The organism is Acinetobacter sp. LT1 (assembly GCF_059800965.1).
Window position 1 is genome coordinate 21,311 of the sequence record NZ_JBBAXE010000005.1, and the last position, 22,295, is coordinate 43,605.

Consider the following 22,295-nt stretch of genomic DNA (forward strand, 5'->3'; position numbering starts at 1 on the left):
ATTCTTATAGCGCTAAGAGTTGCTCAACAACACGTGCTGCACTACGGGCACCGTCTTCATGAAAGCCCCAGCCCCAATATGCTCCACAAAATGAAGTACGATTTTGCCCATTAATTTCATACCAACGAGATTGAGCTTGAATCGCTTTTGCATCAAATACGGGATGCCGGTATTGCCGCTCAACCAAGATGTCTTGAGCTTTAATTTTCATATTCGGATTTAACGTAGAAAAAATCTGAGTAGCGCAGGATAAATTCTGCAAATTATTCATCCAGTAGGTAAAACCATAATATATGTCGGATACTTCGTTTTGAACTTGAGATTTTGGTGTTACATGTACATGCCAGCTTGCCCACTGCAAACGGCTTTTAGGCATAATTGAAAGATCACGATGGACGACCATTCGATTATCTTGATAACCAAATTGGCTTAATATTTCTTGTTCAAGCTCCGATGCATCTTTAATTAAACTTAGGCTATCGTCAGCATGGCTTGCAAAAATCACCCAGTCATATTGCTCTTGCCCTTCAACGGTTTCGATCAAAACTGTTTCTGGTGAACGGCTCACAGCTTTTACTTCTGCAAATTTCCACTCAATGGATTGGCAATTCTTTTGAATAGCACGAATATAGCTTGCCGAACCATGTTTAACCGTTTGCCATTGCGGCCGCTCTTTTAACTGCAACATGCGGTGATGCTGAAAAAAGCTCACCACAAATCGATATGGAATTTGGCCTACCTGCTCAACGGGTGCCGACCATAAGGCACCGCACATCGGATAAAGATGTTCATAACGAAACTCATGACTATATTTGTGAAGGTCCAAATAGTCTTCAATCGATAAATTAGGATCAATATCTGCCACATCTATATCTTTATTGTCATCATAAAAACGCAGCAAATCTGAGAGCATTTGCAGAAATTTTCGGTTTAAAAAGTTCTGCGGACGGGCAAAGAGCGACCATTTTTTTGAAGGATTATATTGAAGTCCACTGACCAGATTATTCACCGAAAAACTCATATCGCTGCTTTGAGTTTCTACGCCTAATTTTTTAAGCATGTTGGTAAATAACGGATAGTTATAGCCATTAAACACAATAAAACCACTATCTACCGCGACTTTAGTGCCTTCTATCTCTAGCTCGTGAGTGTCAGTATGACCGCCAAAATAGTTATTTTTTTCATACACAGTGACTTGATGTTGTTCCGACAATCTCCAAGCTGCGTAAAGTCCAGATATACCTGAACCAATAATGGCAATTTTCATAACACTTCACCGTTTTCAATTTTTTCTATCGATAGGTTTTTAATCTTTTTATATTGATAAACCTTGTCTGGTACTGGCTTTAGTCCCCACACCAAACCAAATAAAGACATCAGTTTAAGCACATAAAAGGTGATATCAATCTGCCACCAATAAAAGCCTTGTCGCACACTGCCTGCGTAAAAGTGATGGTTGTTGTGCCATCCTTCACCCAAGGTAATTAAAGAAAGTAGGAAGTTATTACGGCTATCATCTGGGGTATTAAACTCACGTGAGCCATAACGATGAGCGAGTGAATTAATACACAAGGTTGCATGTGTTAATAGAACAGTGGAAATCACAAATCCCCACACCAAAAGCTGTAAGCCATTGGTGCCCAACTCAGGAAAATGTTGTGCAAGCCAAGAACCTAAACCATAAATTGCTAAGGCCGTCAAAATCACAATAGGCAAACTAAATCGGTCTAGCCAAATCAGCTCAGGATATTTCAACCAGTCTTTAATGACTTTTTTTCGAGTAGCAAAATTTTGCTCATTTAAAAACCAGCCTACATGCGAATACCAAAAGCCTGCTTTCGCTGAATGCGGGTCCTGATCGGTGTCGGTAAAGTGATGGTGATAACGGTGATGTGCTGCCCACCATAAAGGTCCGCGCTGCGCACTCATGGTCCCGATCAGTACAAAAATGAATTGAACAATACGTGATGTCTGAAAAGTTTTATGCGAAAGATAGCGGTGAAAAAAAGCGGTAATTGCAAACATGCGAAGAAAATAAAATCCCAGCATGAAGATCACAGCAAACCAAGATACGCCCACCCAAAATGCAGCTAAGCAAGCGATATGTAATAAAATAAAAGGAATAATTCTTAACCATTGAATTTTCTTTTCAATGACATATTCGCTAGAAGCACCCACTTGCGCATTTTCTGAATCTGACCAGCTATCGATCCAGCGCAGAAAAAATTTAGACATTGATTCTTCCTGATCTAAAGCATTTCTTTTGGTTCTAATTTAGAAAATGCGCAATGAAATTTATGTGAAGTTCACTCGGTTACGAGATAAATATAAGCATCTACGCAACCAGCATTTCACTATTTAGACTGAGTTGTTTTAACGAGTTTAGAAACGTCGTAGCCATAGCTTTTTGCGGTTTGCAGATAAGACTGATATGTCGCCTCATCAAGTTGAGGGCTACGAGAAAGAATCCATAAATATTTATGGCTTGGGCCACCCACTAAAGCGACCTGATAATTTGGGTCAACTCTTAAAACCCAGTAATCGCCTTTTGTAAAAGGAATCCATCGGAGGCCAGAAGGTAAAAAGCTCACCTTCAATTTACTGTTGCCTTCATTTTGCGGATAAGCAACGCCTTCTGATGAGATCATTTCGCCTTTTTTAGTCGTACAACTATTTAAAACACCAACGGTTTTGTCTGCGTTAATAGAATAGTTTGCAGTTGTATTGGCTACACAATTACGCTGAAAAAACATAGGTAAATGCGCAATTTCATACCACTTACCTGCATATTTATTAATATCGATAGAATCAACAGCGACAGGTTTAGTATTGGTGTCGGCAAAGGTGCTCAAAGGAAGCATTAAGCTAACCGCTGCAAGGCTACTGCTGATGACAAGTGATTTAAATAATAATTTCATGATTGCCCTCTTCTGTTTATTTCATACGTTTAAACATACTTCAGAGGGCTGTGAACAAAGTGTGAATTTTAAAAATTAAGCAACATTAATAAGGATTTAATTGTATTTCTTTAGAGCATCGGCAACTGGAAAATCAAGCTCAAAGCACACACCCTCAACCGTGTTATAAACTCGATAGCGGCCATCATGTAGATCCATAATTGAAGCAACAATCGATAGGCCTAATCCACCTGTTTGATTCTCATCACTTCGACTTGAGTGGCATTGGTAAAATCTTTCAAAAAGATGCTCAAGTTGATGTTCAGCAATTGAAATACCACCCGTTACCACAGTTAGGCTGACCCATTGCTTATGCTCAATCATCTTATGTTTTGTTGCGATATAAATAGTTCGCTTGTCACCACCGTGAACCAACGCATTTAAAATCAGGTTATAAACGGCTCTTTGAAAAAGCTCAGGATCTGCAAATAACGTTTGAGCTTCTAAGTTAAAACTAAAATGACAGTCTTGTTCCTCGGCCTGATATTCAAAAATCTGGCATAACCCATCAATAACATCTTGGATATTTATTTCTTGTTTATTTACAAGCACCATTTTCTGATCGGCTCTTGCCAAGAAAAGCATGCTATCAATCATGCGTTTTAATCTGTGGTAATCATCTAAATGAGAAACCAGTAAATCTTCATATTGTTCAACCGAACGTTCGCCAGTTAAAGCAATCTCGGTTTGCCCAATCAGATTATTTAAAGGTGTGCGGAACTCATGTGCAATATCTTCAGAAAATCGGTTGAGCTGGGTATAGCCCTTTTCAATACGCTCAAGCATATGGTTTATATCTTTTGAAAGTAGATCAACTTCTAAAGGTGAATTTAGGAGGTTTAACCGTTTCTGTAGCTGATTTACGTTAATAGAATGAGTTTGCTTGCGAAGCTGTTGCAGCGACCGTAAACCAAAATGACACGCTAAAATACAAAGCACAAAGATTGCAAGCGCGCCCCCGACCACATACATCAACAAACTTTCTTGAAAAGGTAAAAGAATATTGATGCGTTCCGACCACTGTTTACCTGCAATGAGCACATAAGGCTCGTTATTAATTTTTATGGTTTTCCAAGCAATGCGTGTTGGATATGAGTTGTTAACTAAATCTTGAAATTGAAGACTGTTGCGCTGTGCAAGTTCAGGCAGTTGAATGTGGAGCGGATTGATATTAATTAAAGTTTTGTCTTTATGGATGAGCAGAAACAAGTTGTCTTGGTTGCCGAGCATGTTTTGATACAGCTTAGGACGCGCAATAATTTGCTCTACATTTTCGCTATCTTGCAGCAAAATTTCCAAACGGTTAATTCGCTCTGCTAAAGCTTTATCTTGTTGCTTCAATAAAATTTGGTTAATGCCTAAATAGGTCATAAAGCCGACGGAACATAAAATTAAGGCAGAACAAAGCGTGACCAGTAATGTAATACGGACTTCGAGAGAACGCAGAAATTTAAAGTTCATAAGCTAACCGAAATTTTATAGCCCAAGCCACGTATGGTATGAATGAGTTTTAATTCATATCCTTCATCAATTTTGCTTCGTAAACGGCGTACAGCGACATCAATAAAGTTGGTATCAGTGTCAAAGTTAATATTCCAAACTTCGGAACCAATTTGTCTGCGTGTCACAATTTGCTCTTTGTTGAGCAATAGATAGCGCAACAAATTAAATTCGGTTTTACTCAGCTCAATTAAGTTGCCACTACGCCAAACTTTATGGCTAACCACATCCATTTTTAAATCGCTAATAGATAGCTCATTTTCTTGCAGATATTGCTGTCGTCTTAACAGACTTTTAATACGTGCCAACAGTTCAATATAGGAAAAAGGTTTAGCCAAGTAATCATCTGCACCCAACTCTAACCCTTTAACTCTATCTATGACCTGATCTTTTGCCGTTAAAAAAATCACCGGAATTTTTGAAAACTGGCGTAGGACCTGTAATACGCTCCAGCCGTCTATGTCCGGCAACATGACGTCAAGAATAAGCAAGTCATATTGATCTCTCTTTAGCATTTCCAAACCTTGCAGCCCTAAGTGAACACACTCCGCTTGATATCCAGACTCTTTTAATCCTTTGACCAAATAAGTGGCGATCTTGATCTCGTCTTCAATAATAAGGATACGCATTTTGTAGAGACTCATTTGAGAGATGACAACTTTGTAATGTGATTGTCATGCTTGAAATTAAGCAATTTGTTTAAGATTTTCAAAGCGACATAGAGGCAATCATTATGAAAAAATTGAACTGGCTGATGTTAGCAGCCGTGCTATTTGGTAATAGTACTTTTGCACAGCCCCCTGCTTTGAATCAAGTTTATTCGTTAGATCTCAAAACTGCCCACCTGTTAGCCGACAGTGCGAAAGAGGCATGCAAAAAATTAAATCAAAATATTGCGGTTGTTGTTGTAGATCGCGGCGGTAATCCATTAACTGCCGAACGGCATGAGTTGGTTGGCCCGCATAATTTAATGGCTGCAGAGAAAAAAGCCTATACCGCGTTATCTACCAAAACATCGACCTTGGTTTTAAGCCAAAACAGTAACCAAAACCCCGATGCAAAAAATTTAACCACTGTAGCAAATTTACTTTTGTTAGGCGGCGGAGTACCTGTTCGTTTTGAGAACCAAGTGATCGGCGCGATTGGCGTTGCGGGTGCTGGCGGCGCACAAAATGACAATCAATGCGCAAACAAAGCCATTGAAACCGTTTTTCATTCATAAGGAGTTCACCATGACTAAATCATTTATTGCTTTATCTTCTTTATTTATTGCTTCGGCTACATTTGCACAAACTAATCCGCTAAGTGTGCATGTGTTAAATCTAGAAACGGGTTTACCCTCTTCTCAGGTTGAAGTCGTTTTAGAGAAAAACACCAATAACCAGTGGGTTAAACTCAACCAGCAAGTGACAGATTCAAATGGTCGTATTACTGCGCTCTATCCAGAAAATAAAAAACTAGAGCAAGGTATTTATAAAGTTACTTTTAAAACAGAAGACTGGTTTAAAAAGAACAAACAACAAACTTTTTTTGCCGAGGTTCCTGTAATTTTTAAAGTCGATGGAAGCGTAAATCACTACCATATTCCTTTATTACTCAGCCCTTACGGTTATTCAACCTATAGAGGCAACTAAAAATAAAACCCCTTTATCTGTTGTACACAAATAAAGGGGTTGATTAAAAACGATGCGTTTTACGAACAAACACCATTGCTAATAACCGATTTCTTGTTTGAATCTAGCGCCACAATTGAAGAAGAAACCGTATTAATAATTTGGGTCATTGCTTCACTTGAAGCATTCACAATACCTTCCATCTTTTTAGCTTTCTGATCAATCGGCTGCTTAAAAGCAATTCGACAATTGAGCTGAGATCCTGCATTCGTGATGACTTTTGCATTATTTGACTCTAATTGAGTGGGCGGTATTTGACGCTTCACCACCCAAGATACCGCAATATTAATATAGCTTTTATCTACAATATCAAAATGAGAAAAGTCTGTAGAAACTCGATATAAAGGTTGGTTGTTTCCAGCTAGCCCACTGCTATAACTGTCAATTGCCCCTAATTTTTGCTGCAAACCCGCCGACAAGGTATCGCGTAATTGCGTACCCATGGTCGATGTCCAGCGTTCATTATTTAACAGCGTAGACTTACCACTACTGTCTTGGAGCACCAAAGGCGCACGGTCCAATCGGTCTGGAATCCCGACGGGTAAAACCTCAATCACCTGCACAGTTGATTTTGTAGCCGCAGTAATTTTAGGGGACATTGTATAATAATTTGGCGTTGGCGAACTCGAACATGCCGTCATGGCAACTGCCGTTAAAAACAGGCCGCTCCCAAGCAGCCATTTGGCTGCTTTAGGATGTTGAAAAGATAGAGTGTTTTTATTTTTCATCATCGGTCTCTGGTGTTTTACCACGAATAATTGATTCAGGATGTTGCTCAATATAGTCTGCCATTAACTGTAATGAAGCAGCTGCACGTGTCATTTGCTGCAATGCTTTACGTACGTCTTGTTGTAACGGCGCATCGCTCGACAAAATAGACTCTGACGATCTTACAGTTTTACGAACATCGTCTAAGGTTGCTTGTAAACCAGGTGCAACTTTTCCATCTAACTGTTTAACCAATTTATCGGTAGACTCAATGGCTGTGTTCATATTGTTGAGCGTTTTACGTACATCTTGCCCAATCTCAACTAACGGGAATTTAGTTAACTTATCAGCAATCTGAGAAACTTGTGCTTGTAAGCCACTCAGTTCAGTTGGTGTAGTTGGAATCACCACACGATCATCACTCAAAATTTGTAATGTGGCTGGTTTAGCTTTAGGGAACTTATCTAGGGCAATATAGTTTTGACCCGTGAGAAGGTTGCCTGTTCTCATTTGAGCACGCCAACCATGTTCAACAAAATCTTTGAAAATATTGCTGTTTGGATTGAGTGCCTGTCCATTCTCAACGCGTGACGGATAGATGACCGCCTCAACACGCATACGAATCTGCTTATAGTTGTTATAAAACTCTGCATTAATCGATTTAACATTACCAATTTCAATGCCCATGAAATCAATTGGCGCGCCAACAGACAGTCCACGTAATGAATGATCAAAGTACATAATCACACCACGAGGTTGCCCGTCAGGTTCTTTTAATGCCTCAGATTTCGAGTCCCACAGATTAAAGCGACTATGATTTGCCGCTGTAGTAGCACGCGAGCTTTCAGGAATTCCAAAAGCAATACCGCCCGCGACAATACTTGCCAGCGATTGAGTATCTAAACTAAATCCTGAAGCATTCAAGCTCACATCAATACCACTCGCCTGCCAAAAACGTGCATCGGTGGTGACAAACTTGTCATATGGTGCACGGATAAAAGTTTGCAGCTCTACAGTTTTACCATCATCAGATAACTTATAGGCTGTAATTTGCCCCACATTAATTCGACGATAATAAATTGGGGAACCGACATCTAAAGACCCCAAATCATCTGCATTTAAGAAAAATTCTTTGCCCGGCACATCGGAAGTTATCACTGGCGGTATTTCTAAGCCAGTAAATTCAAGCTTTTTCTCTTCCGACTTGCCACCATCCACTTCAATATATGAACCTGACAATAATGTATCTATTCCTGAAACCCCACTCGTCCCAATACGTGGTCGCACAACCCAAAACCGTGAATCTTTTGCGGCAAAGTTACTGGCATCTTTGCGCAAATCAATTCTGGCAATCACGTGTGAACGGTCTTCTGAAAGATCAATCTGGCGTACTACGCCAATATCCACCTGTTTATAACGGACCGTTGTTTTACCTGCGACCAATCCCTCAGCCGTCCTAAAAGATACGTCAATGGTAGGGCCGTGAGACAAGAGCGCTTTTATCGCTAATGAAAGCGCGATTAAAAGAGCAATCAATGGAATGAGCCAAATTAAAAGAGGCTTCCACCGACTTTTCTTTTCTTGGGGTTCTGGCAAATCATTCATGCTATCCAGTTCAACATCCGGATCACGACGATCTGAGTTACCAGGGGTTATTTCATTTTCAGACATACTCATTGTTCTTTTATTGACTGGGATTAATGGAATCATTATTCAACGGCGGGTGTTCTGCCTGAATAATCTTGGTTTTGTTTGAGGCAAAAGAAGAAGGCTTATTTGTATTTTGAGATGCGTAGAAGTTATCCCAAATAAGCCGTGGGTCAAAACTTAACGATGCAAACATGGTTAACACCACAACCGCACCAAAAGCGATCGAACCCGGCCCTGCTAAAATGGTAGCAAGTGATTGAATCTGAATGAGCGCTGTTAAGAGTGCCACCACAAATACGTCAATCATTGACCATCGGCCGATAAACTCGACAACTCGATATAATTTAACGCATTGCTCAGGTAAAAACTTCCAAGCTGACGATTGTTGAAGATATACCGCCACCAATAAAAAATACAAAATTAGTAGCTTCAACATGGGAATAAAAATACTGGCCATGAAAATAACCACTGAAACCAGATAGTCTCCACTTTGCCAAAAGTAAATGACCCCACTCATGATGGTATCTTGCTGGCTACCCAACAGTGAGTCAGTCACCGTCATTGGAAGTACATTGGCGGGAATATAGAGAATGGTCGCAGCTACCACTAAGGCAAAAGTTCGATTTAAACTCGCTGGCTTACGTGAATGCAGAACGCTATTACAACGAATACAACGTAACACCTGATGGCTTTGGTTGATTCGTCTCTTTTCATTTTGAGCAGAATTTACGACGCCACAGCAATGACACACAATTAATGAGAGATCTTTGGCTCTTGGGTATTGCTTAAGCACTGACCCTTGCTGCGAGCTTTGTGTTTGGGTCACATTTTTTATCGTTTTCATGGCAGTGACCTATCAATTTCGTTCCATATATCACTCACCTTTATGGAAGTAATATAAACCAACAATACACTTAAGATCGCAAATGCCCATAACGCAATCTCGGGAATCACCAACACCATTCCTATTAACTTTACGAGCGTAACTAAAATCCCGATTAAGAACACCTCAACCATTCCCCACACTCTCATAAAATAAAGTGTACGTAAGGCAAACACTAAAAATGTGGGTCTTTTCTTCAATACACTTACTGTGCCCAACACATAGGAAAGTAATAACAGATAGGAAAGCGGCACAATAAAAGTGGTGATTAAGATGAGTAAGCCAACGAAAGCCCGATCATAATGAAACATCACCCAGACCGCACCCAGTAAGGTGGTTTCAGAGATGTTGCCCTGCAATTCAATTTTTACAATAGGAAAGCTATTGGCAATAATAAATACGATTAATGCCGTTAATATTAAAGCCAACAGCGTCGAAAAAGGTTTGGTGTGCCGATAGAGTTCAGCACCGCAGCATAAGCAATAAGCTCTTTTTCCATAAGCAAGCGGGGTTCTACGATAGACAGTATCGCATTCCTCACAACCTGCTAATTCTTTAAGCTTCATAGTTATACTCTGAGATTTATAGTTTTAACTGTGTCACACAAAACTCTTTTTATTACTAAGGTAAATTAAAATATAAATCAATCGAAAAACTATCCAAGTCATCATAAATTTTGAGATGAAAATTACCATGTACTCTTCAATATATTATTGAAACTGCTGAATAATCTGTACAAATTCTGTGGCCAAATTAAAATAGAACCTAAAAGTCAAAGGCTTAAGCTGAGATAACACAGTTTTATGACCAAAATATCTGAGATCAGCATGTGACAGCACAGAACCATCAGAAATTTAGCATTTCTGAACAGTACGGCATGTGAGTCATTGGGAGAACAGTACAAAAGAATAGCGTGTTGGTTATAGAGGCGGACAGAGATTTACTTAAAAATATGAGCGGTCATAGAGTAGTTCTAAAGTTTTTTTAATACCCATAACCCTCTCTTTTTAATATGATAATTTTAATTAGAACATAAAACCAAAAAATTAATTACTTTTATATTTAAATATACATTCTATTCAAGAACGGTAATTTCAAATCTTATATTTTTCTTTAAAATAAATGTAATTATGAAGATTAATTTAAATATATTAAAAATTAATTTATGCGACACAATTATCAAAAAACCAATTTTAAGTAGATTATTTTTTAATTTATATAGAAATTAAGACCAGTCTAGCAATTAAAAATTAATTATTTAAATATCAATATATTGAAAAATTTATTTTCAAGATTAGATATAAGCAAGACGCTTTAATCTCATAAAATATTCTTTATATTATTGTAAATAAATTTTACCTTTCATTAAAAAATTAATAGTTGATTTAAACACTCAGAATTACCACCAGACCTTAGTTCATACGTATTTTAAGCACATTATTTTTTATAATTAAACTTAAGAAAACCACTAAACCTGAAGGTTTGCTTAAGTAATTTTCATACTGTATTTTAAAAATGAAAAATAAATAAATTTATATATTAAAGATAGAGCTAATAATAAAAGTGAGATCAAAATGATTGAATGGTTACAAGGTGTTTTAAAGCACAGCCCCGAAATATTATTGTTCTTATCACTCGCAATCGGCTTCTGGATTGGACAATTCCAGTTTGGAAAATTTCAGTTTGGTGGAGTCGCAGGCTCCTTACTCGTCGCAGTTGTTTTAAGCCTTATTGGCGTACCTGTCGATAATGGCGTTAAAGCAATTTTATTTGCCCTCTTCATTTACGCAGTAGGCTTTGAAAGTGGTCCTCAGTTTTTTAAATCGCTGGGTCCACAGTCCATAAAAGAAATTCTTTTAGCAGTATTCATGGCAGTGTGTGGTTTAGTCACTGTTTTAGTGATGGCTAAAATTTTTCATCTCGATAAAGGCTTGGCTGCGGGTCTCGCTGCGGGCGGCATGACTCAATCAGCCATTATTGGAACTGCGGGAGATGAAATTTCTAGACTCGATCTCCCACTCGCAGAAATTCAAAGACTTCAAGCAAATGTCGCGATTGGCTATGCAGTCACTTACATTTTCGGTTCATTGGGAGCAATTATTGTCTGTGTGAACATCTTGCCTAAATTTATGGGTAAAGAAATTCACGACGATGCTTTAAAAGCTCAGAGTGAACGACTCAAAGGTGCTTTTGAATTAGCCCCAGGTCAAGAAATGGCAATGCCTGAAATTGTTGGCCGTATTTATAAAGTTAAACAAGCCAATGGGCAAACTATTGCGGAAATTGAAGCAAAAGAGCCGAGTATTACGATTGAACGGTTAAAACGTAAAGATCAGTTTATTGATGTCGCTCCCGAGCTAACTTTACAAACAGACGATGTCATTTTACTGGTTGGACGCCGTGCCAATGTAGTTTCAGTTGCCGAGCAAATCGGTAGCGAATTACAGTCATCGCAAGGTATGGAAATGATTATGGATACCAGCGATGTCATCCTAAGAAATTCCAAATATCTCAACCGTACTTTAGGAGACATTAAGGCCAATACGCCTGCATATTTAAAGCACGGTATTTATGTACTTGCGATTAAACGTAAGGATGAGCCACAACCTTTAAGTGATGACACCGTTTTACGTCAAGGCGATGTGGTCACCATATATGGTACAAAAAGCGACCTTGACCGCTTGGTGAAAGAAGCAGGTAAAGCCCTACCTGAAAGCTTAAAAACAGACTGGATTTTTCATGGTGCTGGCCTTGTGGTCGGTTTGGTGATTGGTCTATTTGTGATTCGTTTAGGTGATGTGCCATTAACTCTTGGTGCTGGTGGCGGTGCTTTACTATCAGGTCTTCTGTTTGGTTGGATTCGAAGTCGAAATCAAGTGCATGGCAATATGCCTTTAGCGGCTTCACAGCTTCTTAAAGATTTGGGTCTTGCAGGCTTCGTTGCTGCCGTCGGCTTACAATCAGGTTTACAAGCTATTCAAACCATTAAAGAAAGTGGTCTTTCACTCTTTATGATTGGAGTTGTGGTAACACTGGTTCCTCTCCTACTTTCCATGCTCTTTGCTCGTTATGTTCTGCGTTATGACAACGTTGCAGTAATGGCAGGTGCACTATCTGGTTCACGCAGTGCAAACCCTGCATTTGGTGCAATCTTAGACAAAGCTGGAAACTCGATTCCGACTGTTCCATTTGCAATTACCTATGCCTTAGCAAATGTGTTCTTGACCTTGCTCGGACCACTGATCGTAGGCTTGGCTTAACTTTATACATTGAATTAGAAATTTTATTCATCTCACTATAATTAAGGAGACGTCCCATGGGGAAAGTCGATTATTCTAAATACGCAAAACTCAGCCCATTTGAACTAAAAGATAATTTAATAGAATTAGCTCAAAGCAGAACTGACCGAATGATGTTAAATGCTGGGCGTGGTAATCCGAACTTTCTTGCGACTATTCCACGTCGAGCATTCTTTCAACTGGGTCTGTTTTCTGCGACCGAATCGGAATTTTCATTTTCCTATATGCCGGAAGGTTTAGGTGGCTTCCCGCGCCCCGTTGGTCTCCAGTCACGTTTTGATAATTTCATTTTGGAAAACCGTGACAAACCCGGTGTGGTCTTTTTAGGCAAAGCCGTGTCTTATGTGCGCGACCAGTTAGGTTTAGACCCAGATCTTTTTTTACTTGAAATGGTTGAAGGAATTTTAGGGTGTAACTACCCAGTTCCAGACCGAATGCTCCGAGTGAGTGAAACGATTATTAAAGAGTACGTCTTACGAGAAATGGGCGTACAAGGCATGCAAAATAGAGACTTAGATTTATTTGCGGTTGAAGGCGGAACAGCCGCAATGGCCTATATTTTTAACTCATTAAAAGAAAATAAAATTATAAAAAATGGTGACCGTATTGTCATTGGTAGCCCTATTTTCACGCCATATCTTGAGATTCCAAAACTCAATGATTATCAACTCGAAGAAGTATTAATTGCGGCAGACCCTAAACTCGATTGGCAATATCCAGAGTCGGAGCTTAGAAAGTTAGCAGATCCGTCTATTAAAGCTTTCTTTTTAGTCAACCCAAGTAACCCGCCATCAGTAAAAATGAGTGATGAAGGTCTTGCGATTTTGGCCGATATCGTCAAAAAACGCCCTGATCTGATCATTTTGACCGATGACGTTTACGGTACATTTGCCGATAACTTCAAATCACTATTTGCGATTTGTCCTGACAATACGATTCTGGTTTATTCGTTCTCTAAATACTTTGGTGCGACAGGCTGGCGACTTGGTGTCATTGCACTTTCAAATAACAATGTGCTTGATAAACAAATTGCGAACTTATCGAAAAAAGAGAAGAAAGAGCTTGAAGAACGCTACTCATCTTTAACTACCGACCCAGCAAGCATTAAGTTTATTGACCGTTTAGTTGCAGACAGCCGAAATGTTGCTTTGAACCATACCGCTGGTCTGTCTACCCCACAGCAAGTTCAAATGGTTTTATTTGCGCTATTTAATATGATGGACTCACGCCAGAGCTATAAAAAAGCAGTTAAATCTGTTGTTCGTGAACGCGACGCAGCACTTTATAGACAGCTTGGTGTCGAGGTTCCAACAGATCCAAATGCTGTTGATTATTACACGCTAGTCAACCTTGAAAACACATCAAGGACTCTCTATGGAGATGAGTTTGCTGATTGGGTCATGAAAAATAAAAATCCGACCGAGCTATTGTTTAGAGTTGCCGATGAAACAGGTGTAGTTTTATTACCGGGTTCTGGCTTCGGTGTGCAGCACCCTTCTGCCCGTGCATCTTTAGCTAACTTGAATGAATACCAATATGCTGCAATTGGTGACTCTTTAAGACGCTTTGCAGATGAAGCTTATGCAGAGTATTTAAAAACTAAAAAAGGCAAATAAACACCTATATAAAGTGAGGCTCTAGCAGCCTCACTTTTTTCTTTCTGTTCTTTAATTTGCTATTTCAGTTTTTCAATTTAATGTTTTAATTTAAGCATTTACCTTTAAAAAGTAATCTAGCAACTGATCAGGTTCTTCATTTTGGCTTGAACCTAAAAGACTAAAAATCGCACCATCAATCATAAATACAAAAATATCCGACTCTTCATACGTAGCCCTTTTTTTAGATTCTCGCCGAACCCAGAAAATTTCATTTTTAAGCCATCGCCTATAGCGAATTGCGGTTTGGTAGGCGTTTGGATAAAGCTTTTTAATTTCAAAAATCGCTTTAAACAACAAATAATACGCACCTTTTAAGTCCGCATGTAAAAGGTAAATTTGTCTAAGCTTAAGAGCCAAATCTGGATATTGACGAGATTCACTCACCGCTCTCACTTTTTCTTTTAAGTGTTCTTTTTGAACTAATAAACACATTTCAATTAATCTTTCTTTGGAGTGAAAGTAGTTGTAAAAGGTGGCTTTAGTCATTTTAGCCTCACTAACAATTCGGTCTACCCCGACCTTGTTAAAGCCGTGTTGTTTAAATAAATCTGCTGCTGTATAAAGCGCTCGCGTTGCTCTAAATGAAACTTCTAAATTTTTCATGTATACCGCTTAAAATAATTTTTTGTTGTATATAAAAGAGATAGAAATGCCGTCACTCTTAAAATGAGTACTAAATACAGGCGTGCAAAAGCCGCACAATAATGATGTGCTCGCCTATCTCTGGTTTATTGTTGCTATGTTTTAGTCGTAACGATTCTTAAGGTGTAGAAACCTATAGTCGGTTAAATCGTTTTAAAGACTGTTTAAGCGGTATGAGTAGAGAGAATTTGGCAAAAGCCAATAAAGAAAAAGAATTAGTACGCATAGAGGACTCCTCATGTCTAAAGAAGTTCTACCGAATTACTGTCAAATAATTATGGTGGCAGAACGAGAGAAGGTTGACAGACTGGTTAGACGCCAGCACACCCGAAGGTGTCCCTCTCCCGTCCTACCGCAACGGGAGGAGACGAGAAGCTTACACACAAAACTATTCCTCAGAAGAAATAATTCTGATGCGGTCTAAATCAGCCTGTCAAAGCCGGCTGACAATGTAGGTCAGCAGGCAAAGGATAGTGCCCAACCCTATTTCAGTCAAGCACACAAAATGACATCTGTTTTAAAATAGATCATTAAAAAGTAAGGATAAATAATTAAAATCTATTGTTAAATTGGGTTTATAAAACAGATATTTTCTAGTTCGCTTAAATCTGTAGATAAACAACTAAGTTTTAAAACGATTTTATCTTCGGTCAATATATTCCAGATAGCCCCTTCCTACTAATGGCTGATCATAGAATTCGCCTTGCCATGCATACGAAGAAACGAAACCAGCAGCCAAGCCAAAACAATATGGAGTGTCTACTTGTGCTGAAATATCTAGAACCTTTTGATTGTTGTGATAAGCAGCCCAGCGAAAAGTATTTGGTAAATTCATTGGAAAACCATCAGGTGTAATCTGTGGTTTTTCTTGAAGACTGGTTACTTCAAAAAGTATATCGCCGTTGTATTGGATTGATGTTCCATCAATATGACGATAGTAAACAGAAGTCAAAATGGGTTGGTCTTCATAGCAAATAAAAGCCAGTAATAACTGCTGTTCATTGTCAATATTAATAACTTGATAGCTAAAGACTTTTACAGGGAGTTGAATATTCTCAACTAACCATTTGTTTTTGAGCATTGAGGTCGCTACAGCTTTCCAAGACTCAAGCGTACAAAGCCCTTGAACAGTCTCACTATTGCCTTTTTGTTTAATGTAGCCTTCATAATGCATCAAGACACTGAAATGTTTATAAAAAGTACTATAGGCAAACCATGAAATAGCTTTAGTAGGCTTTAAATGAAGTTCTAGTTCTAAATCTTCTCTTTTAGTAATTAATATAAATCCGTCACCATCCTCATGCATGACACTCTGATTGTCAAAATTAATAGCGAACGGCGTTTGGTTAAACTTGATATCATTTTTGATTGAAAATGTTCTGTAGGCCTCAGGCGTTGTCGATAATGCTGTTCCATGTACCAAAGAAGCTGTATCCCCTTTTCCATCTTTAGACATTTGATAGTTGGTATCTGTAATCGTAAATCCAACATAACCTAATACCGAAGCCCAAGATAAATATCGAAATGGTTCAGGTAAGTCAGGAATCATGACCCCGTAATGTGCACTACCAAAGCGCTTATAAAGCGTATGAGGACTGAGTTCAAACTCTTTTGGCAATGTTGCTTGTCGTTCTGGTGTAACAGCTCCCAACAATGAGCCTGAAAGTTTGGCAACCTTTTGATTGGCTTTGTCTTTAAAACTCTTTGGTAATCTATCGCTTGAGATTAACATTTTTAAGATCCTTTATTTTTATCTACTTAAAAAATGAAGTTCCATATTAGAACTTGATAATTTGCAATTGAATGTTAATAAAGGACATCTTGATCTAAGCAAATGCACTAAAACAAAAAAGCCAACTCTTTCGAATTAGCCCTAATTACCTCACGACCACGTCTGTGAAAATTGCTTTTGATTTTATTGTTCGCAACAATCTTCATCAATTTTTGTTATGACTTTAAATTAACCTTTCTTTGTGACAATCCGATTAAAAAAACATCCAAAATCTCTCCTAAACAAACTTCATACATAAAATATGTGTTTTAGAGAACTACATCACAATTTATATAGCTGTACATTTTAAAGGCATATTCCGCTAAACGACTAAGTCTATTATGCTTAAGTCATCTAATTGTTAAGTATGTATGATGGAACAGCAAACTTTATTACAAGAACTGAACTCACTCATTGAATACTACTCAAAAAGAACCGATTGCCCGCCTACTCGTATACGTATCGGCTATAGGGCTTATGCAAAATTGATGCAGTGCCCGCCTTTTGCAGATGAAGTGATGAACTCAGCCCTAGATCCAAATAAGCGAAAATATAAGAAGTTAAAAATTAAAATTACCAAAGATGATAATCAATTGGAACTGGAATAGGTTTATAAGAACCAGAAATTTCATATTCTATTTAAAGACAAAAAGCCCATGAACTGAGCTTTTATCTTTCACACCAAACCAAACAAATTTTAAAACTCGACTTGTACCGTGACCGTGTCTTGATAAGTTCCCGCAGGGATCGTGTCTGCATTTTCATCAACAATTTTTGTGGTAAACACATAGCTCTGCTGCGTCACTCCGTTATGTACACCGGGGTTAAGAGTCGCATTTAAACTCGACCAACGCTCGTTACCACTTCCCCATCGATCATTCGATGAGTTCTTGAAAATATCGTATTTTAAAAATGTATTACCAGTTTGCGACTTCATAGCTCGTTGGTCGCCATTTTGAGGGGAAAGTCCATTATTTAAACTGACATAGTATGGGGTATTTACCGAGCAACGGATTCCCATAGAAGACTGGACAGGTTCAAGCTTGGAAGCAAACGCTGCTGTACCAAAGTTTACGTCTTGAGCTAAAATTCGACAGTCCGGAAGTACAGTAATTGACAGTGAACCAAGCGAGTCTGTTCCAGTTCCCCAGTTAAAACCGATACCCAATACCCCGCGTTTAAATCCTGGGCTTTCAAAGAATATACCGATTCCGGCAATAGCAACCCCTGGTACCGAATAGAACCATTTTACTTTTAACGGTGAATCAGCCTGATAAACACCAGGTGATACGCTTTGCCCAGCCGGAAGGCGTATATAAAAAGGCAAATTACCATCTGGCCCGCTAAAAAGATTGACCAGTGTAAAGCTACTCATGTCTTTTTCTTGGCCTAAGCTAATGATTTCATTGTTACTATCTAAAATAACAGCATTGAGCTTTTCTCCGGTTTGAGCGTTGGTAAACGAATTCGACATTTGTTCAACTCGATATTTTAGATATGTCATGTTTGCTAAAGCCAGACTAAAACCCGTACATGACAAACCAGAATTAAACTGTGAAGAATTCTCACCGTTTTCCATTAGGTAAATAGACGGAACCGAAATAGTAGATGAACCGGAAGCACTCACACTACATGCAGCATGAGCCAAATTTCCAGCCAACATCAGTCCAGAAAACATACATAAATGGCTGAGTAATTTTTTTGTTTTTATTTTCATGGTAAAGATACCTCATGACACGTAACAGGCTTAACCACCACAATCTGTTGCTTGGCTTGCTCTACATCTACAGAAAAATCTGCCTTACATACGCTCTGATCCGAACGTTGAACAGTTACGGTATTGTTCGCTTTTAAATTTTCTAAATAGACAATGCCATCCATTCCCACATAAGATGACTCTTGGTCAGCTCTATGCACGACTGAACCAACAGGCATCGGTTTGCCGTCTGCTTGAGTTAAATAAACGTTAGCAGAAATAGACTGATGAACTGGGAACTTAATCACAACACCCGAGCCGCGTTTAGCAGCAATACGTTGTTCAACTTGCGTGATTGTAAAGTTTGAAGGTAAATCGATTGGGTCGACGCTGTATTTACCCGAATAATAAGGCGTCACCGATGGCACAAAAATATGGCCTTTTTTATTACTACGACCAATTAAACTGTTTTCGTATCTAACCAAAACATCTGGTACTTGGTTGGTATCGACCAATGCAAAAGAATCGCCTAAACGGTTTGAAGCAAATATCTCACCCCCCATATAAATAAGTGAACCAGATAGACCAAACCAATAGTTATAGTCATGGTTTCCAGACATACCAAAGTCGGTATTGATATAACCATTGCGGTAATTGACACGTGCCTGATTTAAATCTTCACTATTTTCATTAAAGCGTCGGGTCAAGTCGACACCCACACCGCCCTCAGACGGCACAGAACGGTTGAAATTAACATAACCCGTATCGCCCTCTTTATTAAATGCATAACCCGAGTTCACAGTCGCGTTTCGTTGGAACAGTGGTATCGAAAGCTGAAATGCAGCACTCCACTCTTTTTCGATAAAGTCACGGTTGGCACTTAAGGAAACGGTCACACCATTCATATAAGTCGGTAAAACAGGTGCCCATGACAAGTTTAAGAAGCGGTTTTTAAAGTCATTCGCCTTAGTATTAATATAACCGACGCCAAATGTGCCTGAGTTTTTGGTCGCAAAGTAAGTATTGGCCGTTAAGCTTTTATTGCTATTGACCGAAATTAAATTGCTATATTGCAGCCGTGAAAGATCGGTATATTCATCATCGCGCTGGTTATGGTTAATACTAAAACCAAACCGATTACGGTTATAGCTGTACCCGACCGTATATTGATTACCCTCTAAATCTTTAGCTCGATCTTCAGACATAGACTTATCGGCCTTACTTTGGCTAAAAGAAGCACTCAGCACACCTAAGTTTGCAAGCTTGAGTACAGACCCTGCACCCAATAACTGTAAGTCTGAAGAAAGTTCTGTACGACCTTCTACGGTAAACCAGTCATTGACCCCATAACGGGCATCGGCTGCACTTGCAAATTTTCCATAAGAAAAGTTCTTAAGTCCGTAGTCTTCACGGATTTTCCCTAAAGACAATGAGTAATCAAATAAGCCGGGCTTGAGCAAAGTATTAGAAATATAAAATGGGACCGCTGTTGTAACCTGACGCCCGACTGCATCGGTCGTGACCACAACAGCTTCCCCTTTACCATTAATAAAAGGAACATTGTTTAAAATAAATGGTCCAGACTGTACCTCTGTTGAACTGGTCTTTTGACCATTAATAATTAAATCGACTGTACTTGGCAACGCGGCTTGCCCAATAAACTGTGGCAATGGATAGGTAATTAAATCGGGTCGAGTTGAATAATTTCTCTGTACCTGAAAACCACCTAGACGGACAGAGCTTCCCCAAGTCGTTTTACTACCGGTAATAATGTCACCTAGTACAAAAGATGTAGCGTTATTTTGGTTATCAAATTGCCAAGATGTGTCATAACGACGATAGCCATCATTGTCTAAAGACTCGGCGTTACCTTCATTTTTATATTGATTTTTGACATAGACACCAGAGTTTTTAATAACCCCTAACGGAGAGAAAAAACGCTGCTCAGTAAATAAACTACTGGTTGAAACACCTTGATAGGGTCTATAAGTATAAAAATCATAGTTATTGAGCAGCCCTATACCAGACTGAGCAACGACAGGCTTATACCATGAGTCTTTACCTAAAACTTGAGTCGGCATCCAAGCAGGTGGAAAGTTAAGCTTAAAATATTGGTTTGATGATTGATATTCATAGCTTACATCTTTCAACTTATCTAAAGATATCCAGTCACTTGCATCACCACTAAACCCCAAAGTTAAGATATCTTGATTGGTTAAAGCAGTCTCGTTGTTTGTCAGTAGCTCCTGAGGAATTTGAATTTCTAACTCATCGATCAGCTTGTTTTTTTGTATGAAGTACTCATCATTTTTAACGATGACAGGCACAACCTGCTGAACTGAATATTGGTTTACAACCAAGTCTAGATATAGCTTAAACAATTGATTAATTTCGTTAATATCTTTTAGTGGTGGAGGCAAATCGCCAGCAACAGCAACATTTGGAATATTTAAGCATCCACCCGACAACAAAATTAGCAAAATACTTTTGCATAAATTATTATGCCGAAGGATCATGTTGGATCCTCCATTTTGGTGATTTCGATTAACTCTTGTTTTATGCCAGAGCTATCAACACCATAAATTTTAGAAGTTTTTAACAATTCATTTGCAGTCGACTTATCAATAGCAAACTTCACGGTACTATTCGATAAAACATAGCCAAAAGCAGCTTTCCCTAAAGAAATATCATTGCCAGTTTTTGAAGTTTTAAGTGCCGAAAGACGCGCAAATTTCTGTCCATTATTTTTTAAATATAGCTCAGACTGGCCTTTCTCATTGTTGCGGACGGACCACTGTAAAACGGGTTTGGCTAAAGGATTTTTTGTATTTGCTTTTTGGCTCTCTTCAGTTAAACCACTACCAATACCTTTTCCATAGGCAAATAACGGAATTGAGTAACGCATTTGGAAACTCACTTTAGAAGCGTCTTGCTCGTTTCCATCGGAAAGGCGAATCGGTAACTCATCTACAATCAACCGATATGACTGTTCTTTGCCATCTGGCAAATTGGCGCTTTTGGTTAAACGAAGCATATGCTTCTCACCTGCTTTAATTTTAGCTACAGGCGGGCTTGGTATAATTTCGGATTGCTCATTATAGTTATCTTTTAAGCCATCTTGATTCCATTTAAACACCCGAATTTGCACCATCGCATCGGTCTTGCCGGTATTTTGAAGCCAAACCGCTGTTGCTTTTTCATTGGCTTCAATTTTTGGATAAATAGGCCAAATTAAAAAAGTTGCTTGCGCCATCACAGGTGTAACAAGTGATAATGTACTTGCAAATAAAAAAGATTTTAAAATGCCATTTTTAATAAATGCAGAATTGTTCATACAAATCACCATGTAATCATTATTGAAACAGTATCTTTATAAATTCCAGCAGTATGTGGTTCATTATTATTTTCTAAATCAACGACACCATATATTTCAAAATTTGCCAGACGGTTTGTAGGTGTTGTGGCAGGCAATAAATATTTATTACCGACAACATATTCAGTAGACAAACTGCTAGAGTTATATAACTTATAAGGCAAATAATTCGAAGATGAACCATTTTTCATACGTCTTATATTATTCTGTAGATTTTCACCACCATCTATAGAAATACTAACAGGCAAGCTTTCAGTACAACGAATATTCCAAGATTCTTTGCTATTTATAATGTTAGAAACGACTTTATCTTTTGATAAAGCTGAATACTGACCAAAATCCATTTTCTGTTCGATATTATCTATTGAGCATCCATTTTCAATTTTAGCCTGAACTTTAAAACTAGAATTTAATTGAGGATCTACCGCATATACAAATGGACTTACAGATAGCAATAATATTGCTTTAAAATAAAAATATTTCAT

General features: G+C 38.5%; 20 protein-coding genes. 5 read left to right on the forward strand and 15 right to left on the reverse strand.

Annotation, left to right across the window (positions count from 1 at the left end; all coding sequences use genetic code 11):
- Positions 1-4: 4 nt before the first annotated feature.
- The 5 genes from WBW42_RS06060 to WBW42_RS06080 all read right to left on the reverse strand — a co-directional run bounded on the left by WBW42_RS06060 (position 5) and on the right by WBW42_RS06080 (position 5,086).
- Complete coding sequence (locus WBW42_RS06060) at positions 5-1,267, reverse strand: NAD(P)/FAD-dependent oxidoreductase (protein WP_032055567.1); 1,263 nt, start codon at positions 1,265-1,267, stop codon at positions 5-7.
- Positions 1,264-2,235 (reverse strand): acyl-CoA desaturase, encoded by a 972-nt coding sequence (locus WBW42_RS06065; protein WP_000032710.1) that lies wholly within the window; start codon positions 2,233-2,235, stop codon positions 1,264-1,266. The genes WBW42_RS06060 and WBW42_RS06065 overlap by 4 nt, the downstream gene beginning before the upstream one ends.
- A gap of 119 nt (positions 2,236-2,354) precedes the next feature.
- Positions 2,355-2,918, reverse strand: coding sequence for a lipocalin family protein (locus WBW42_RS06070; RefSeq protein ID WP_000770558.1), 564 nt, complete (start codon positions 2,916-2,918; stop codon positions 2,355-2,357).
- A 96-nt stretch (positions 2,919-3,014) separates the two neighbouring features.
- On the reverse strand, positions 3,015-4,418 hold the full coding sequence (locus tag WBW42_RS06075; RefSeq protein WP_032055565.1) for a heavy metal sensor histidine kinase: 1,404 nt from the start codon (positions 4,416-4,418) through the stop codon (positions 3,015-3,017).
- On the reverse strand, positions 4,415-5,086 hold the full coding sequence (locus WBW42_RS06080) for a heavy metal response regulator transcription factor (protein WP_002055638.1): 672 nt from the start codon (positions 5,084-5,086) through the stop codon (positions 4,415-4,417). Before WBW42_RS06080 ends, WBW42_RS06075 begins: the two co-directional genes overlap by 4 nt.
- Before the next feature lie 125 nt (positions 5,087-5,211).
- On the opposite strand from WBW42_RS06080, the gene WBW42_RS06085 reads away from it, so the two are divergent.
- Together WBW42_RS06085 and uraH are read left to right on the forward strand one after the other, a co-directional pair.
- Entirely contained in the window at positions 5,212-5,679 is a 468-nt protein-coding gene (locus WBW42_RS06085) for a GlcG/HbpS family heme-binding protein (protein ID WP_080776771.1), read from the forward strand.
- Between the two features lie 10 nt (positions 5,680-5,689).
- Positions 5,690-6,091 (forward strand): hydroxyisourate hydrolase, encoded by a 402-nt coding sequence (gene uraH, locus WBW42_RS06090; RefSeq protein ID WP_000167346.1) that lies wholly within the window; start codon positions 5,690-5,692, stop codon positions 6,089-6,091.
- A 59-nt stretch (positions 6,092-6,150) separates the two neighbouring features.
- Here the strand turns inward: uraH and WBW42_RS06095 are convergent, their stop codons facing one another.
- From WBW42_RS06095 to WBW42_RS06110, 4 genes are read right to left on the reverse strand one after another with little or no spacing between them, the layout of a single operon-like run.
- On the reverse strand, positions 6,151-6,858 hold the full coding sequence (locus WBW42_RS06095; protein ID WP_032055557.1) for a PqiC family protein: 708 nt from the start codon (positions 6,856-6,858) through the stop codon (positions 6,151-6,153).
- Complete coding sequence (locus tag WBW42_RS06100; protein ID WP_032055556.1) at positions 6,848-8,515, reverse strand: PqiB family protein; 1,668 nt, start codon at positions 8,513-8,515, stop codon at positions 6,848-6,850. The genes WBW42_RS06095 and WBW42_RS06100 overlap by 11 nt, the downstream gene beginning before the upstream one ends.
- Positions 8,516-8,522: 7 nt before the next feature.
- Positions 8,523-9,332: a paraquat-inducible protein A gene (locus WBW42_RS06105; RefSeq protein ID WP_032055555.1), complete on the reverse strand. Its 810-nt coding sequence runs from the start codon at positions 9,330-9,332 to the stop codon at positions 8,523-8,525.
- Positions 9,329-9,937, reverse strand: a complete 609-nt coding sequence (locus tag WBW42_RS06110) for a paraquat-inducible protein A (RefSeq protein ID WP_032055554.1) — start codon at positions 9,935-9,937, stop codon at positions 9,329-9,331. The genes WBW42_RS06105 and WBW42_RS06110 overlap by 4 nt, the downstream gene beginning before the upstream one ends.
- 1,008 nt (positions 9,938-10,945) lie before the next feature.
- Between WBW42_RS06110 and aspT the strand changes: the two genes are divergently transcribed.
- Entirely contained in the window at positions 10,946-12,631 is a 1,686-nt protein-coding gene (gene aspT / locus WBW42_RS06115) for an aspartate-alanine antiporter (RefSeq protein WP_284105526.1), read from the forward strand.
- A 56-nt stretch (positions 12,632-12,687) separates the two neighbouring features.
- Positions 12,688-14,286 carry a bifunctional aspartate transaminase/aspartate 4-decarboxylase gene (locus tag WBW42_RS06120; RefSeq protein ID WP_498478549.1) on the forward strand — a complete coding sequence of 533 codons (1,599 nt, stop codon included), beginning with the start codon at positions 12,688-12,690 and terminating at the stop codon, positions 14,284-14,286.
- Between the two features lie 90 nt (positions 14,287-14,376).
- Here WBW42_RS06120 and WBW42_RS06125 read toward each other — a convergent pair whose 3' ends face one another.
- Both WBW42_RS06125 and WBW42_RS06130 read right to left on the reverse strand, forming a co-directional pair.
- Positions 14,377-14,931, reverse strand: a complete 555-nt coding sequence (locus WBW42_RS06125) for a TetR/AcrR family transcriptional regulator (protein ID WP_032055549.1) — start codon at positions 14,929-14,931, stop codon at positions 14,377-14,379.
- A 679-nt stretch (positions 14,932-15,610) separates the two neighbouring features.
- The gene (locus WBW42_RS06130; RefSeq protein WP_032055547.1) at positions 15,611-16,702 is read right to left on the reverse strand and encodes a DUF6670 family protein; all 1,092 of its coding nucleotides are present in this window, start codon (positions 16,700-16,702) and stop codon (positions 15,611-15,613) included.
- A 413-nt stretch (positions 16,703-17,115) separates the two neighbouring features.
- Here WBW42_RS06130 and WBW42_RS06135 point away from each other — a divergent pair, with 413 nt between their 5' ends.
- Positions 17,116-17,349, forward strand: a complete 234-nt coding sequence (locus WBW42_RS06135) for a hypothetical protein (protein ID WP_016806139.1) — start codon at positions 17,116-17,118, stop codon at positions 17,347-17,349.
- Between the two features lie 89 nt (positions 17,350-17,438).
- On the opposite strand, the gene csuE is transcribed toward WBW42_RS06135, so the two are convergent.
- The 4 genes from csuE to WBW42_RS06155 are packed head-to-tail and all read right to left on the reverse strand — an operon-like array spanning position 17,439 to position 22,295.
- Positions 17,439-18,458: a Csu fimbrial tip adhesin CsuE gene (gene csuE / locus WBW42_RS06140; RefSeq protein WP_017402994.1), complete on the reverse strand. Its 1,020-nt coding sequence runs from the start codon at positions 18,456-18,458 to the stop codon at positions 17,439-17,441.
- Complete coding sequence (csuD, locus tag WBW42_RS06145) at positions 18,455-20,953, reverse strand: Csu fimbrial usher CsuD (RefSeq protein ID WP_284105527.1); 2,499 nt, start codon at positions 20,951-20,953, stop codon at positions 18,455-18,457. Before csuD ends, csuE begins: the two co-directional genes overlap by 4 nt.
- Positions 20,950-21,783, reverse strand: a complete 834-nt coding sequence (gene csuC, locus WBW42_RS06150) for a Csu fimbrial biogenesis chaperone CsuC (RefSeq protein WP_155394906.1) — start codon at positions 21,781-21,783, stop codon at positions 20,950-20,952. The genes csuD and csuC overlap by 4 nt, the downstream gene beginning before the upstream one ends.
- Positions 21,777-22,295 carry a Csu type fimbrial protein gene (locus tag WBW42_RS06155; RefSeq protein WP_032055540.1) on the reverse strand — a complete coding sequence of 173 codons (519 nt, stop codon included), beginning with the start codon at positions 22,293-22,295 and terminating at the stop codon, positions 21,777-21,779. Before WBW42_RS06155 ends, csuC begins: the two co-directional genes overlap by 7 nt.

Coding starts and splice junctions, on each gene's coding strand:
- WBW42_RS06060 (WP_032055567.1), bottom strand. CDS start 1,267: ATGAAAATTGCCATTATTGGTTCAGGTATATCTGGACTTTACGCAGCT.
- WBW42_RS06065 (WP_000032710.1), bottom strand. CDS start 2,235: ATGTCTAAATTTTTTCTGCGCTGGATCGATAGCTGGTCAGATTCAGAA.
- WBW42_RS06070 (WP_000770558.1), bottom strand. CDS start 2,918: ATGAAATTATTATTTAAATCACTTGTCATCAGCAGTAGCCTTGCAGCG.
- WBW42_RS06075 (WP_032055565.1), bottom strand. CDS start 4,418: ATGAACTTTAAATTTCTGCGTTCTCTCGAAGTCCGTATTACATTACTG.
- WBW42_RS06080 (WP_002055638.1), bottom strand. CDS start 5,086: ATGCGTATCCTTATTATTGAAGACGAGATCAAGATCGCCACTTATTTG.
- WBW42_RS06085 (WP_080776771.1), top strand. CDS start 5,212: ATGTTAGCAGCCGTGCTATTTGGTAATAGTACTTTTGCACAGCCCCCT.
- uraH (WP_000167346.1), top strand. CDS start 5,690: ATGACTAAATCATTTATTGCTTTATCTTCTTTATTTATTGCTTCGGCT.
- WBW42_RS06095 (WP_032055557.1), bottom strand. CDS start 6,858: ATGAAAAATAAAAACACTCTATCTTTTCAACATCCTAAAGCAGCCAAA.
- WBW42_RS06100 (WP_032055556.1), bottom strand. CDS start 8,515: ATGAGTATGTCTGAAAATGAAATAACCCCTGGTAACTCAGATCGTCGT.
- WBW42_RS06105 (WP_032055555.1), bottom strand. CDS start 9,332: ATGAAAACGATAAAAAATGTGACCCAAACACAAAGCTCGCAGCAAGGG.
- WBW42_RS06110 (WP_032055554.1), bottom strand. CDS start 9,937: ATGAAGCTTAAAGAATTAGCAGGTTGTGAGGAATGCGATACTGTCTAT.
- aspT (WP_284105526.1), top strand. CDS start 10,946: ATGATTGAATGGTTACAAGGTGTTTTAAAGCACAGCCCCGAAATATTA.
- WBW42_RS06120 (WP_498478549.1), top strand. CDS start 12,688: ATGGGGAAAGTCGATTATTCTAAATACGCAAAACTCAGCCCATTTGAA.
- WBW42_RS06125 (WP_032055549.1), bottom strand. CDS start 14,931: ATGAAAAATTTAGAAGTTTCATTTAGAGCAACGCGAGCGCTTTATACA.
- WBW42_RS06130 (WP_032055547.1), bottom strand. CDS start 16,702: ATGTTAATCTCAAGCGATAGATTACCAAAGAGTTTTAAAGACAAAGCC.
- WBW42_RS06135 (WP_016806139.1), top strand. CDS start 17,116: ATGGAACAGCAAACTTTATTACAAGAACTGAACTCACTCATTGAATAC.
- csuE (WP_017402994.1), bottom strand. CDS start 18,458: ATGAAAATAAAAACAAAAAAATTACTCAGCCATTTATGTATGTTTTCT.
- csuD (WP_284105527.1), bottom strand. CDS start 20,953: ATGATCCTTCGGCATAATAATTTATGCAAAAGTATTTTGCTAATTTTG.
- csuC (WP_155394906.1), bottom strand. CDS start 21,783: ATGGTGATTTGTATGAACAATTCTGCATTTATTAAAAATGGCATTTTA.
- WBW42_RS06155 (WP_032055540.1), bottom strand. CDS start 22,295: ATGAAATATTTTTATTTTAAAGCAATATTATTGCTATCTGTAAGTCCA.